This is a genomic window from Gillisia sp. Hel_I_29, assembly GCF_000744275.1.
Lineage (GTDB): Bacteria > Bacteroidota > Bacteroidia > Flavobacteriales > Flavobacteriaceae > Gillisia.
This window is the reverse complement of record NZ_JQLP01000001.1, coordinates 1-15247: the sequence shown is the minus strand read 5'-3', so window position 1 is coordinate 15247 and position 15247 is coordinate 1. Positions and strand designations below refer to the sequence as shown.

The following is a 15247-nucleotide window of genomic DNA, read 5'->3' as shown; positions in this document are numbered from 1 at the left end:
TAATTAGTTTTTTAGTTGAAAATGAAATGATCTTAAGTAAGCAAAATATTGCTATAAATGAAAAAAGACCACCATTAGGTGGTCTTTAGACTCTTATAATTTCAAAAGGTTTAATTAGAAGTTAAAGAAATGTGAATGTTTTTAATTTCACTTCCCTTTATTTGATTTTAATTGAACCAATTTTCTACTTCCTCGAGTTGAAGTGCAGCTATTGGGAGTTTGTTCTTTTTACGCAAGCCGTTCAGTTTTTGGTGAACTTGGGTTGCTTTATTTTCTTTTAATTTAGAAACACTTATAAATTCATGCATCACAGTATCTACCCATTCTTGTGGCACACCGATTTTGATGAAATCTTCAGGTTTTGGAGTAGGAGCTTTCTTTTCCGGTTTCATTTGTGGAAAGAATAAAACTTCTTGTATAGATTGTTTGTTGGTAAGGAACATAATTAATCTGTCCATTCCTATTCCAAGTCCAGATGTTGGTGGCATTCCATATTCTAAAGCTCTCAAGAAATCATTATCGATAAACATCGCTTCATCATCTCCTTTTTCTGAAAGCTTTAATTGCTCTTCAAAACGCGCACGTTGGTCTATAGGATCATTCAACTCAGAATATGCATTAGCAACTTCTTTTCCACAAACCATCAATTCAAAACGCTCTGTAAGCTCCGGATTATCTCTGTGCTCTTTACATAACGGACTCATTTCTTTTGGATAATCTGTAATAAATGTTGGTTGGATATAATTCCCTTCACATTTCTCTCCGAAGATCTCATCTATAAGTTTTCCTTTACCCATAGTATCATCTACATCGATGCCCATTCCTTTAGCAGCTTCGTACAGTTCTTTTTCAGACTTTCCTGTAATATCAAATCCAGTGAATTCAATAATTGCATCGGTCATGGTCACTCGTTTATAGGGCGCCTTAAAGTTTACATTATGCGTTCCAAAAGTAGCTTCGGTCTTCCCGTTTACTTCCATAGCACAGTGCTCTAAAAGATTTTCAGTGAATTCCATCATCCAGTTGTAGTCTTTGTAAGCTACATAGATCTCCATCGCAGTAAACTCTGGATTATGAGTTCTATCCATACCTTCATTTCTGAAGTTTTTAGAGAATTCATATACCCCATCAAAACCACCAACTATCAATCTTTTTAGATATAATTCATTGGCAATTCTAAGATACAAAGGCATATCCAACGCATTGTGATGCGTAATAAAAGGTCTTGCCGCAGCTCCCCCAGGAATTGGTTGCAATACCGGAGTTTCTACTTCAAAATAGCCACTTTCGTTAAAGAAGTTACGCATGGCATTAAAAAGCTTTGTACGCTTTACAAAGATCTCTTTCACTTTTGGATTTACCGCTAGATCTGCATAACGCTGGCGATATCTTTGTTCAGGATCGTTAAACTCATCAAAGGTTTTACCTTCTTTATCTGTTTTTGGAAGCGGAAGTGGTCTTAAGGATTTACTCAATAAAGTAAAATCTTTAACCATAATGGTTTTTTCACCTACCTGAGTATTGAAAAGTTCTCCTTCAATTCCTATAAAATCACCTATATCAAGCAACTTCTTATAAACATCGTTGTACTTAGATTTATCTTCTCCTGTGCAAATTTCATCACGGTTAAAATAAACCTGAATCTTTCCATGAGAATCCTGAATTTCTGCAAAAGATGCTTTTCCTTGAATACGGCGAGACATTAATCTCCCGGCAACAATTACTTTTTCACCTTCAGTAAAATCAGATTTAATTCCAGAGGTAGTATGACTTACCGGAAATAAAGCGGCAGGATATGGGTCGATATTTAATTTACGTAATGCGGAAAGTTTCTCCCTTCGTACAATTTCTTGTTCAGATAGCTGCATAAGATCTTTTTGTTTAAATAACTTACCCATTAGGATAAGAAGTTGCAAATATAATGACAATCAGGCAACCAATCAATTAGATTTCAAATTGAAAATCTGCTTTTCTGCAATCTGCTATATCAGGAGTTTTATAAGTCTTATCTTTGCATTGTAAAAATTTAAAACAGCAATTTAAATGAGTTTATGGAGAGTGCTCTTGTCAATTTTATTTCCTCCCCTTGCAGTGTATGATAGGGGTTGTGGTTCAATTTTGATAGTTTTAATATTAACTCTTTTAGGTTGGGTGCCGGGTGTAATTGCTGCACTAATCATTTTAAATAAAAGCAAGTAATGAATAAGAAGGTAGAGGTTCGAGATCTAGGATTAAAAGATTACAAGGAGACCTGGGATTATCAAGAACAGGTTTTTAAAGAAATTCTAGATCTAAAGATCAGAAATAGGAGAGAGAATCTTGATCTGGAAACGCCTAATTATTTGTTGATGGTGGAGCATCCACATGTCTATACTCTAGGAAAAAGTGGAGACCTTGAAAATCTGTTGCTTTCTGAAGCACAGTTAAAAGCGAAAAATGCCAGTTTTTATAAGATTAATAGAGGAGGAGACATCACTTATCATGGTCCCGGACAATTGGTGGGGTATCCAATTTTAGATCTTGAAAATTTCTTTACTGACATTCATAAATATTTAAGATTTCTGGAAGAGGCTATAATGTTAACGCTTTTGGAGTATGGTTTAAAACCACAGCGCAGTAAAGGCGAAACCGGAGTCTGGTTGGATGTAGATACACCTTTTGCTAGAAAGATATGTGCAATGGGCGTTCGTGCTAGTCGATGGGTTACCATGCATGGATTTGCATTGAACGTAAATGCCGATCTTGGTTATTTTGATAATATCATTCCCTGCGGAATTAAAGGCAAAGCGGTAACTTCATTAAATGTAGAACTTGGCCAAAAAGAGGTTTCTATGAAAGAAGTTGAAGAAAAAGTGTTGAAGCATTTTGCTAAGCTTTTTGAAGCAGAACTGGTATAAGTAGGTTTTTAAAGATCATAGATTAGTACAGCGTTTTCATCTCCTTTAACAGAAAACTGTATTGAATTTCCACTATTGTTAAGATCTAAATTAGAAGTTCCAAAAACAGGGAAGCCCGGTAGAAGTTCACCATCCTTATTAAAGATATAGACCTTTTTAGCCTGAGTATCTGTAATGCCGATAAAAGTCTTACCATTTACATTGAATATTTGTGGTTTGGTATAAATCCCAAAGTCTAGATTTACCTCATTCTTATCGATCTTCAGGATGTTTTCAGACAAGGTTACCTTGAGGTCTTCTTTAACCACTAATTTTAAGTGGACAGAATTCTCTACAGAAGATCTGGTAACCTTACCTTTTTCATTTATAGTTACTATTTTTCCATCCTCATTTACATTAACAAAGTTTCTACCTTCTGGATACCACTGGTTTTCGCCAAATTTTATCTTGTCTTTCACAGGGATTCTAATTTTTCCCTGTCTGCTTAAAATATGAACCTGTCCATTTTCTTCTGAAACAAGGATGTAATCTTTTCTGTTTATTCTGATGTGTTTTGGAGGTAAAACTATCGTAGTTTTTGTCTTATTAAAATTGAATCCATCTACCCCTTGTGCCTTGGCATCTAGCATGTAGACCTGATTTTTTTGAGTGATAACAAATCTGTAATCTCTTTTGCTATCATAATCAAAAATACTAAGAGGTTGGGTGATGGCGTCTTTATAATTTTTAGGAAAAGGTTTTACATCATTCCCATTCCTATCTAAAACTTCAAAAGAATTTTGAGTGGTAAAAGCCATTTGTAGATTTCCATTCTTGTATAGGTCTATCTGCTCAATGGCACCAATAATTCTTCCGTCCAATTTTTTCTTCCAAAGAACTTTTCCATCGGTATTTAATAAATACAGTTCATTTTTTTCATTTTGAACCGCCACTTCCAGACTTCTGGTGTCGTGGTTTTTTACAAGAAAAGGTGTTGTGGCAATCTTACCATCTATTTTTATAGGGGAATTTGCTTTTACAGTAGTAGAGACACCAGAGGGAATACTTCCGCTTTTTTTGCTCATAACCGCATGAATATGAGAAAAATTGGAATCTTGAACGAATTGTAATGCCACTACTGGATAATCTTTAAGATCTATTTTTTCCAGATCCTCCAAAAGTTCATCATTCACTACATTTTTTAAAGCCTCTGTGAAATGTGAATTATTACCTACTATTAAAAGACTGGAAGAACCCGCTAATTGTGAAACCGTCTCTTTATAATAACCTTGTTTACTTAAGGTGGAATTATTTTGATAGCTAGAGATCAAATTTTCCAAAACGGTTATAGTTTCACCAAACAGCACAAATTCATCTGTAAAAGCATAGTACTTTAATTTCATTGGTGGTACTAAAGGAGCTAAGAATTGAGAGTAATCTATATTGTTACTATAAATGGAAATATCTCTAAACTCAGAAGCTATATCCTGAGAATTGGAAATGGCATCGAAAGCCAATTCTGGATCTGTAGTGGTAAGAACAAGAGTGTTGCCGTATGTGTTAAAAATCACACCGGCTTCTCGTGTATAATTTAAAATATTGGTTTCAGGCAATTCTAAAGAATCAATTCTTGAAGCTTCTAGATTTTTATACAGTTTGCCAAAGTTTTGATAAGTAAAAGAATAAAATCCGCTGGCAGATGTTGGAGTGATGTCTGCTATTCTATTGGCTTGAGCAGTAATGTTGTCGAACAGCTTTAAACTGTTGTCTGCATCTTTACCGGAAATAGAGATTCCGTTTAGTTGAATGTCTTTTGAGTTAAGATCAAAATCTAAAGACATCCATCCATCGCTAAAGTTGAGGGGAAGTGAATTTTCTTTAAATGTATTTTTTAGTGTCCTATCTAGTTGATCCTGATTAATTAGAATTGAAGTTTTGCTCTTATCTGCCGCCGCTAGTGCTTTTGAAAAGGTTTCACTGTTTTCTTCCTTTCTATTGATGCTTTCTAATAAAAGTGTTCTGGAATTACTCGCTATAAAGTCTCCATTTTTTACGGTCGTAAAAACCATTAAATTATCTAGAGTATATTTCTTAAAAGTTTCGCCTTCAATAGTTAAAGTTTCTACGGTTTTATTCTTTGTAGAATCAAGGTCAAAGAAACCTTCTTTAAATTCAGTAATATATAGGTATTCATAACCCGATTTGGATTTTGTAAAACTAAGTAAAGAAGATTTACCTGAAGAGGTAAATTTACTGATGTTCCTTAGGTCTTCTATAGGAAGGGATTTTAATAAAGTAATATTCTTTTGAAAAAACGCAGTGCTGTCTATCTTATTTATAAAAGTATACAGATCATTAGACTGAATTATAAAATCTGCCTTCTCAGAAACAAACTGTAAAGCGTTAGATTCTGAAGTTTTGTCTTGTTTGCAAGAGATAATAAGAAATAGGAATAAGTAGACTGCGTAATATTTTTTCATACAGTAGAAAATTTTAACTAAGGTGCTAAGTTATAATTCTAGTTTCAATTGATCGGGTAGCAGTTTAAAAGTTTGTCTATGATATTTAGTAGTTCCATACTTTGCAATAGCTGCTCTGTGTTCTTTGGTTGGATAGCCTTTATTCTTTTTCCAATTATACATGGGGTATTCTAGGTCTATTTTTTTCATATACTCATCTCTATAAGTTTTTGCCAGTATAGATGCAGCTGCAATATTTAAGTATTTCCCATCACCTTTCACTACACAGAGATGAGGAATGTCTTTATATGTTTTAAATCTGTTGCCATCTACAAGAATATGTTCTGGAGTAGAGGATAGAAGATCTATGCTATGATGCATGGCAAGAAATGAGGCATTTAAAATGTTAATTTCATCAATTTTATGATTATCTACATGCGCAACGCCATAGCAAACAGCCTTCTTTTCGATAATTAACCTTAATTCGTCTCTATTTTTCCCTGTTACGATCTTAGAATCATTTAAATTTTTATTTTTAAATCTTTTGGGTAAAATAACAGCTGCTGCAACCACGGGACCAGCAAGACAGCCTCTTCCGGCTTCATCTGTACCACATTCTAATTGACTTTTGGAATAGGAATTTCTTAACATTAAGATAATAATTTAAAAATATTTACGCAACCTACGCAACCATTTGGTTTTTTGTGCATCTACTTAACAGCGTTGTGTTAAGATTTTAACACTTCAAGATCTTAGATTAGTACTTCATTAAGGAATATCAACGGTCTTGGGCGCAGGCTAATTCAAATTAACAAAATAATGAAAAAAAAATTAAATGTAATTCTAACACTATTTTTAGTGTTTGTGGTGCAATTAACCTTTGCACAGGAAAAAACCGTTACCGGAACGGTTAGCGATAATCAGGGGTTACCTCTTCCAGGGGTAAACGTTATTGTTAAGGGTACAAACAATGGAACTCAAACAGACTTTGATGGAAATTACCAAATTTCTACTGCTACAGGTCAGGTGATTGTATTCTCTTATGTTGGTTTTGCAAGCCAAAGTCAAACAGTAGGTGCTTCTAATACTATTAATGTAACATTAGATGTAGATGCTGCCGCTTTAGATGAAGTAATTGTACTTGGATACAGCACTAAAGGTGTTGAAGAAGTTACAGGTTCATCTGTTCAATTAGGTGGTGAAGAAATAGCTAAGTCTCCTGCAGTTTCTGTAGAACAAGCTTTACAAGGTAAAGTAGCTGGTCTTCAAATCTCTCAATCTTCTGGTACTCCTGGTTCTATTCAGGATATCCGTATTAGAGGTATAAGTTCTATCAACGGAGCTAATGATCCTTTATATGTAATTGATGGAGTGCCGGTTTCTAACAACAACATTTCAGGAAGTGCTAACTATTCTTCTTTAAACCCATTAGCATCTATCAATAGTCAGGATATCGCAAGTATTACTGTACTTAAAGATGCATCTGCTACTGCTGCTTATGGAGCACGTGGATCTAACGGGGTTATTGTTGTTACAACTAAGTCTGGTGCATCTGGAGATACTAGTTTCACATTCTCTTCTCAAGTAGGTTTCCAAAATGACGCTTACAATAAGAGAGACGTTTTAACTGGTCCTCAGAGATATGAATTATTAGGTGAAGCTTTATTGCGTTCTTATGGACCTAATGGAACTGTAAGAGATCTTGGAGTAACTACTCCTGCTGAAGCTCGTGGTTTAATTCCATCTATTGATGCGAATTATGATGGTACTTCTGTGTACGATTGGGCTGGAGAAATTAGAAATGAAGATGCTTTAACTCAAAACTATACATTTTCTGCTTCTGGTGGAGGTGAAAAGTCTAGCTTCTATGCTTCTTTAGGTTACAACAATACTGAAGCTACAGTAATTGGAAGTGATTTCGAAAGAATTAATGGGTCTTTAAACTTTGACAGAGATTTAAGAAGCAACTTAAAATTATCTCAGTCTATCAATGTTTCTAACATTACTCAAAACCCAGTATTAGAAAACGGTACGTTCTTCTCGAATCCTTTTATTACTAGAGTTCTTATGAACCCTTTCAATAATATTCGTAACGATGATGGTACTTATAATATCGATCTTCCTTTTGGTTCTCTTCCAAACATCTTCTATGTTAACGAAAACAACGTAACTAGAAATGCATTAACAAGAGCTATTACAAACACCAAATTAGATTGGGAATTATTTGATGGTCTTACTTTCTCTAATAGATTAGGTTTAGATTACCAATTAAACGAATACAACAACTACAATAACAGATACGAAGGTGACGGTGCTGAAGTAAACGGAACTATCGCTGTGTCTGATGAAAAGAACTTTAACTTGGTTTACCAAGGATCTTTAAACTATGGCTTCAAATTAGGTGAAGATCATAACTTTGATTTTACTGCTCTTTTTGAATACCAAAAAAATCAGAACTCTTACTTATTTGGATCAGGAGAAAACTTCCCAGTAGATGGTCTAATTCAAATTAACACTGCAAGTGCTAACTTTGATGCAGATTCACAATTTAGTGACTGGTATAATGTTTCTTATTTAGGGTTAATTAACTATAACTATGCTGGTAAATATGTGGTAGATGGAACAATTCGTCGTGAAGGTTCTTCTAGATTTGCTCCAGGAAATAGATTTGGTACTTTTGGATCTGTAGGTGCAGCTTGGAATATTCACAGAGAAGACTTTATGTCTAACTCAGTTTTTAACACGTTAAGACTAAGAACTTCTTATGGTATTACAGGTAACAACGGTGTAGGTCTTAACGCTTACCAACCATTGTTAACGTATAGTGCAAACTATGCAGATAACGGAGCAGGTTTCCCATCACAATTTGGAAATGCAGATCTTACTTGGGAAAAAGGTGAATCTTTTGACTTAGGAGTTTCTTTTGGATTACTTCAAAATAGAGTTTCTGGATCTTTTGCTTACTACAACCGTAGAACATATGATCTTTTATTAGATGTGCCATTATCTTTAACTACCGGGTTTGATGTACAAGCTAGAAACGTAGGGGAAATGGTGAATAAAGGTATCGAAGCAGAACTTGCTGTTGATGTTATTAAAACTGAAGACTTTACTTGGAATGTATCTGCTAACTATGCAACTGTAGATAACGAAGTTACTGAACTTGCTGTAGGTGCAGATGGTAATGATCTAGATACTGAAGCTGGAAGTAGCTACAAAACTACTCGTACAGGATTACCTTTACGTTCTTGGTTCATGAGAACTTGGGCTGGTGTAGATACAGAAACTGGTGCTCCAACTTGGTATGTTAACGGTAGAGATGGAGAAGTTACTTCAAACTACAACGCTGCTCAAAGAGTAGATCAAAATGCAAGTGCTTTACCAACTTATTCTGGAGGTTTAGGAATGAGATTTGATTATAGAGGTTTCTTTGCTGAAGGAAATGCTTACTTTGCAGGTGGACACAAGATCTACGAGCAATACGCGCAATTCTACTTAAGAACTAACTCATTTACATTAGGATCTTACAATGGTGCTGCAGAATTATTAGAGAGATGGCAACAACCAGGTGACGTTACAGACGTTCCAAAAGTAGATTACGGTACAAATGATAACTTCCAAAATACATCATCTCGTCATTTATATGATGGTGACTATGTAAGATTGAAAAATGTTGCTGTAGGTTATTCTTTACCTTCTAGATTTGTAGAAACTATTGGTCTTGATGGGTTAACCCTTACATTACGTGGAACAAATGTTGCTACATGGGTTAAGGATGATGGTTTAAAGCTAGATCCAGAAGTAAGAGCAAATGGATATACTGCATTAACTACGCCTCCGGTTGAATCATATACTTTAGGTGTTAACATTAAATTTTAAGAAAAATGAAAAAGAGTTTTAAATACATATTTACAATTGCTTTAGGATTAGGGATTCTTTCTTCTTGTTCTGAAGACAATTTAGATCCAACTTTACAGCAATCTAAAGATATTGACCTTAGTGTTAATACTTTAAATGATCTACAGGCTGTAATTAACGGAGCCTACAACAGAATATCTCTTACAGATTATTACGGGAGAGATAAGATAATTTTAGGAGAAGTTTTTGCTGATAATGCTTCTTCTAACGCGAATTCAAACCGTTTCGTAACAGAAGCTAGAATGGACTTGCTTGCAACTTCTGGTATTGCAGAAACATTTTGGGCAAGAATGTACTCAGTTATTGGTTCTGCGAACATTGTAATTAATGCTAGTGATATTAGCGGAGATGAAGCTGCTATCAACCAGATTAAAGGAGAAGCTTACGTTATTAGAGCTTTAGCTCATTTTGATCTAGTTACTTTCTACGGGCAGCAAAATGTGAATGGTGGAAGTCTTTCTTCTGCAGGTGTTCCTTACGTAACTGCTTTTAGAGATGAGAACTCATTATTCCCAGCTCGTAATTCTGTACAAGAAGTAAGAGATATGGCTTATGCAGATTTAGAAATGGCTAAAAGCTTAATGGATGATAGTGTTGGAAATGTTGAGTTTATCAATACCTATGCTGCAAGTGCTATTGAAGCTAGAATTGCTAACTATTTTGGTGACTGGCAGAGATCTAAAGATGCTGCGGAAGAAGTAATTCTTTCTGGTAACTTTAGTGTAGTAGATGAATCTTCATTCTTAAATTCTTTTGCTATTGATGGGGCAGCTAACTCAATATTTGAAATAGCAAACTCAGAAACAGATAACGAAGGTATTAACGGTCTTGCTAACATTTACCAAGCTACAAACTATGGTGATGTTATCGCTCTACCAAATTTAGCTGCTATCTATGAAGATGGTGATGTTAGAGGGGTATCTACAGATGATAAAGAAGGTGTAATTACTTTATATGCAAATGGAACTTTGAGAAATACTGGAAAATATCCATCTTTATCTCCATTTAAAGATAATATCTCTGTTGTGAGATATGAAGAAGTAGTTTTAATATATGCTGAAGCTTTATTAGAAACTGGTGGTACAGATGCTCTTATGTATCTTAACATGATTCCTTCTAATAGAGGAGCATCAGAATATTCTGAGGCTACTAAAGCTAACATCTTGTTAGAAAGAAGAAAAGAATTAGCTTTTGAAGGATTCAGATTCCATGACTTAGCTAGAACTAAAATGGATATTCCTTTTGTAGATGTACAATTACAATTACATCAAGGTCCTGCATACGGAAGTTATAACTTTGCAATGCCAATTCCTCTTGCAGAAGATGATGCCAATGCTAACTTAGATCAGAATTTTGGTTACGGAGACTAATTAGTTCTTGTGATCTTATAATATTAAACCGCCCTTTATGGGCGGTTTTTTGTTTTTATACAAACTCCTTCCGTTCGCTTAATTATTTTACTTTTGTAGTAGTTGATATATAAAAATGAAGCACCTTATTTTAGTTCTGTTTATTCTGATACCTATAATCTTATTTGCTCAGGATCCTACACCAAATACACCTACCCAAAAATCTCAGCAATTGCTTGTTGGAAATAATAGTGCTGCAAGCCAAGATGTACAAAAACAAGACTCTGCAGCAAAACCACCTATATCATTATATAAGATTATAACGGTGAAAAGAGATACCATTATTCTAGATACTTCTTTAACCATCCAGAAAGATTATAAGTTCAACTACCTAAGAAAAGACAATTTTGAATTACTTCCTTTTAATAATGTTGGTCAAACCTATAATTCTTTAGCTAGAGATATTAAAAGTGAAGTGCTTATTCCAGAATTTGTAGCGCAGGCTCGTCATTTTAATTTTATGGAAGTAGAAGATATTTATTATTATCAAGTTCCAACTCCGCTCACCGAAGTTTATTTTAAGACCGTTCCCGAGCAAGGTCAAACCTTAGATGCATTCTTTACCATGAACACATCAGAAAGATTGAATTTTTCTGTGGCTTATAAAGGACTTCGTTCATTGGGTAAATATCAAAATGCACTTACTAGTACCGGTAACTTTAGAGCAACATTTAGTTATAATACCAGTAATGATCGGTATAGAATTAAAACACATTTTGTTTCTCAAGATCTATTAAATCAGGAAAATGGTGGATTAAGTGAAGATGCGGTTCAGCAATACCTGGATAAGGAACCAGAATTTGATGATAGATCTTTGTTGGAAATGAAATATGAAAATGCGGAGAATGTACTTTATGGCAAAAGATTTTATTTAGATCAGGAGTATGATCTGGTAAAGGGAACTTCTAATGCTATTACGCTTCAACATATTTTAGATTTTAGCGATCAGAAATATATCTTTAGGCAAGATGAAGCTACACCAGAATATTATGGGGCTTCCTTTAGAGCTTCTAATTTAGAAGATAGAGTTTTGTCTAGACACATTAAGAATGTAGTAGGAGTTACCTATGAAAATTCTTTGCTTGGTAAACTAACCGCTAAGGGACAACACTCTTATTATAATTATGGATACAATTCCGTTATTTTTTTAGAAGAAGATAAGATCAATAATAGAATTGAGGGGGATAATTTTGGATTTGGTGCCGCTTATGAGAAAACTATTGGAGGATTTGATATCTATGCAGATGCCATGGCAAATATTGTTGGAGATTTTACTGGGTTCTATCTTACAGGGGGTGCAGGATATAAATTAAATCAACACAATCAGCTAAGTGCAGAGATCAACATTAATGATCATGCTCCAAACTATAATTATCTATTGTATCAAAGTGATTACCTCAATTATAATTGGAATAACGATTTTAGCAATCAAAGTCAGAGAAGTTTAAGTCTGCAGTTAAGGTCTTTAGATCTATTTAATGTCGAGGCAAGTATCAATCAAATAGATAATTATGCATATTTTGGAGTAGACGAGTCTAATGGCGTAAAACCTTTTCAATATAACGGTACCGTTAATTATTTAAAGGTGAAATTAGGGAAGGAGCTTACTTATGATAAATTTGCATTAGATAATACAGTAATGTATCAAAATGTAACTTCAGGTAAAGATGTTTTTAATGTACCAGACCTTGTTACTAGAAATACACTCTATTTTAAAGATCACTGGTTTCAAAGAGCGTTATATGTACAGACAGGATTTACATTTAGATATTTTAGTGCGTATAATATGAATTCTTATGATCCGGTTCTGGCCGAGTTCTACGTTCAAAATAATGAGGAGCTTGGTGGCTATCCTATGGTAGACTTCTTTTTTAATGGACGGGTAAGGCAAACCAGGATCTTCTTTAAATTGGAAAATGTAAATACGCTTATTAATGGTAATAACAATTTTACTGCGCCGTCTTATCCATATAGAGATTTCTTAGTTAGATTTGGGTTAGTGTGGGATTTCTTTTTATAATCTCATTGTCTTATTAGATTTATCCATCTCGTATTAATAGTAGATCTTTTTTATTTACTAAAATATATATATTCTTTTGTGCTTTACCCTTTCTTTGGTCGGGTCGGGCGCTATACTTATAGTTATTAAAAGCAGGAAAGAGCTTTTACTAAGCTACCGCTTCGCTCCCTAACGCGGGTAGTTGAGATAGCTACAATTCCCAATTTGAACAAGAATTATAGGTTCTTGGCGTTAGATCTGGAAACTGCGATAAAATAATCAGAAGTTTAACGTTCGAAGTTTCAAAGCGTTAAGGCTACGTTAAAGAAATATTAGAAAAAAGATAAAATAAAGCTTGGTTATAAGAAAGAAAGCGGTGTATATTTGCAGCCGCTTTAGGCGCCACTGGTTACGTGATGTGAGAAGCTTTGTTCTTTGTATAGTGATGAGTACCCGGTTAAAAAGCCTTGTTATTTTTAAAGATTTAAAGAGGCTAAAAAAAACTTAAAATAAGTTTGCTGGTTAGAGAAAAAGAGTTGTACATTTGCATCCGCTTTGAGAATGACATGAAGGTGTTGTTTGAGGAGTAAGAAAGTTCTTTACTAGTGTGGGTTGCGGCGGTTTTTACTTCTTACTAAGGGGTCAAAAAAAACTTCAAAAAACTTTAAAATAAAGTTTGGAAGTTAAAGAAAAAGCGTTGTATATTTGCAGCCGCTTACACAGCGGATACGATCACTACGAAATACTGAATTGAAATCCCGGGATAGGGTAGTAGAAAAAAGGTTCAACTCCTTTAATTTCACAATGAGCTCTTCGTTAAGAGGAGATCAACTAAGTTCATTGATATATTGAATTGACAGCGCGTTTCAAATGTTGTTCGCAAGAATGGCAGAAGAAACCAAAAGAATACGAATCAAGACTAGAATAGAATTTTGAGCTGTTATTATCTTTTCGGAGATAGTAATAGAAGAAGACCTTGTAATTGTTATATTATTTAAAGATTAACGATGAAGAGTTTGATCCTGGCTCAGGATGAACGCTAGCGGCAGGCTTAACACATGCAAGTCGAGGGGTAACGGGGTGCTTGCACCGCCGACGACCGGCGCACGGGTGCGTAACGCGTATACAACCTACCTTATAGAGGGGAATAGCCCAGAGAAATTTGGATTAATGCCCCATAGTATTATCGATTAGCATTAATTGATGATTAAACATTTATGGCTATAAGATGGGTATGCGTTCTATTAGCTAGATGGTAAGGTAACGGCTTACCATGGCTACGATAGATAGGGGTCCTGAGAGGGAGATCCCCCACACTGGTACTGAGACACGGACCAGACTCCTACGGGAGGCAGCAGTGAGGAATATTGGACAATGGGCGAGAGCCTGATCCAGCCATGCCGCGTGCAGGAAGACGGCCCTATGGGTTGTAAACTGCTTTTATACAGGAAGAAACACTCCCTTGCGAGGGAGCTTGACGGTACTGTACGAATAAGGATCGGCTAACTCCGTGCCAGCAGCCGCGGTAATACGGAGGATCCAAGCGTTATCCGGAATCATTGGGTTTAAAGGGTCCGTAGGCGGGACAATCAGTCAGCGGTGAAAGTCTGTGGCTCAACCATAGAATTGCCATTGATACTGTTGTTCTTGAATACTTATGAAGTGGTTGGAATATGTAGTGTAGCGGTGAAATGCATAGATATTACATAGAACACCGATTGCGAAGGCAGATCACTAATAATTTATTGACGCTGATGGACGAAAGCGTGGGTAGCGAACAGGATTAGATACCCTGGTAGTCCACGCCGTAAACGATGGTTACTAGCTGTTCGGTCGCAAGACTGAGTGGCTAAGCGAAAGTGATAAGTAACCCACCTGGGGAGTACGTTCGCAAGAATGAAACTCAAAGGAATTGACGGGGCCCGCACAAGCGGTGGAGCATGTGGTTTAATTCGATGATACGCGAGGAACCTTACCAGGGCTTAAATGTAGATTGACAGGGGTGGAAACACCTTTTCCTTCGGGCAATTTACAAGGTGCTGCATGGTTGTCGTCAGCTCGTGCCGTGAGGTGTCAGGTTAAGTCCTATAACGAGCGCAACCCCTGTTGTTAGTTGCCAGCGAGTCAAGTCGGGAACTCTAACAAGACTGCCAGTGCAAACTGTGAGGAAGGTGGGGATGACGTCAAATCATCACGGCCCTTACGTCCTGGGCCACACACGTGCTACAATGGTAGGGACAGAGAGCAGCCACTGCGCAAGCAGGAGCGAATCTATAAACCCTATCTCAGTTCGGATCGGAGTCTGCAACTCGACTCCGTGAAGCTGGAATCGCTAGTAATCGCATATCAGCCATGATGCGGTGAATACGTTCCCGGGCCTTGTACACACCGCCCGTCAAGCCATGGAAGCTGGAAGCACCTGAAGTCCGTCACCGTAAGGAGCGGCCTAGGGTGAAGCTGGTAACTGGGGCTAAGTCGTAACAAGGTAGCCGTACCGGAAGGTGCGGCTGGAACACCTCCTTTCTAGAGTATTGCTTATTAAAGAGCAATCGCAGTTACAAAGCAGATCTCTTAAGATTTTGTTTT

At 36.0% G+C, this 15247-nt stretch carries 8 protein-coding genes and 1 rRNA gene; 6 read left to right on the top strand and 3 right to left on the bottom strand.

Annotated features, from left to right (window positions below):
• Nucleotides 1–167: 167 nt before the first annotated feature.
• Nucleotides 168–1868 carry a lysine--tRNA ligase gene (gene lysS, locus P163_RS00040; protein WP_034887676.1) on the bottom strand — a complete coding sequence of 567 codons (1701 nt, stop codon included), beginning with the start codon at nucleotides 1866–1868 and terminating at the stop codon, nucleotides 168–170.
• 175 nt (nucleotides 1869–2043) lie between these two features.
• Here lysS and P163_RS18035 point away from each other — a divergent pair, with 175 nt between their 5' ends.
• Together P163_RS18035 and lipB are read left to right on the top strand one after the other, a co-directional pair.
• The gene (locus P163_RS18035) at nucleotides 2044–2199 is read left to right on the top strand and encodes a YqaE/Pmp3 family membrane protein (RefSeq protein ID WP_081891271.1); all 156 of its coding nucleotides are present in this window, start codon (nucleotides 2044–2046) and stop codon (nucleotides 2197–2199) included.
• Nucleotides 2199–2897, top strand: coding sequence for a lipoyl(octanoyl) transferase LipB (lipB, locus tag P163_RS00035; protein WP_034886643.1), 699 nt, complete (start codon nucleotides 2199–2201; stop codon nucleotides 2895–2897). Before P163_RS18035 ends, lipB begins: the two co-directional genes overlap by 1 nt.
• 8 nt (nucleotides 2898–2905) lie before the next feature.
• Here lipB and P163_RS00030 read toward each other — a convergent pair whose 3' ends face one another.
• Entirely contained in the window at nucleotides 2906–5356 is a 2451-nt protein-coding gene (locus P163_RS00030) for a hypothetical protein (RefSeq protein WP_034886640.1), read from the bottom strand.
• Between the two features lie 30 nt (nucleotides 5357–5386).
• Nucleotides 5387–5986 carry a ribonuclease HII gene (locus P163_RS00025; protein WP_034886639.1) on the bottom strand — a complete coding sequence of 200 codons (600 nt, stop codon included), beginning with the start codon at nucleotides 5984–5986 and terminating at the stop codon, nucleotides 5387–5389.
• 168 nt (nucleotides 5987–6154) lie between these two features.
• On the opposite strand from P163_RS00025, the gene P163_RS00020 reads away from it, so the two are divergent.
• The 4 genes from P163_RS00020 (at nucleotide 6155) to P163_RS00005 (ending at nucleotide 15184) form a co-directional block, all read left to right on the top strand.
• Nucleotides 6155–9214: a SusC/RagA family TonB-linked outer membrane protein gene (locus P163_RS00020; RefSeq protein WP_034886637.1), complete on the top strand. Its 3060-nt coding sequence runs from the start codon at nucleotides 6155–6157 to the stop codon at nucleotides 9212–9214.
• Between the two features lie 5 nt (nucleotides 9215–9219).
• Nucleotides 9220–10623, top strand: a complete 1404-nt coding sequence (locus tag P163_RS00015; RefSeq protein ID WP_034886634.1) for a RagB/SusD family nutrient uptake outer membrane protein — start codon at nucleotides 9220–9222, stop codon at nucleotides 10621–10623.
• Nucleotides 10624–10738: 115 nt separating this feature from the next.
• Nucleotides 10739–12682 (top strand): putative porin, encoded by a 1944-nt coding sequence (locus P163_RS00010; protein ID WP_034886630.1) that lies wholly within the window; start codon nucleotides 10739–10741, stop codon nucleotides 12680–12682.
• A gap of 983 nt (nucleotides 12683–13665) precedes the next feature.
• A 16S ribosomal RNA gene (locus P163_RS00005) occupies nucleotides 13666–15184 on the top strand.
• The last annotated feature ends 63 nt before the right edge of the window (nucleotides 15185–15247 follow it).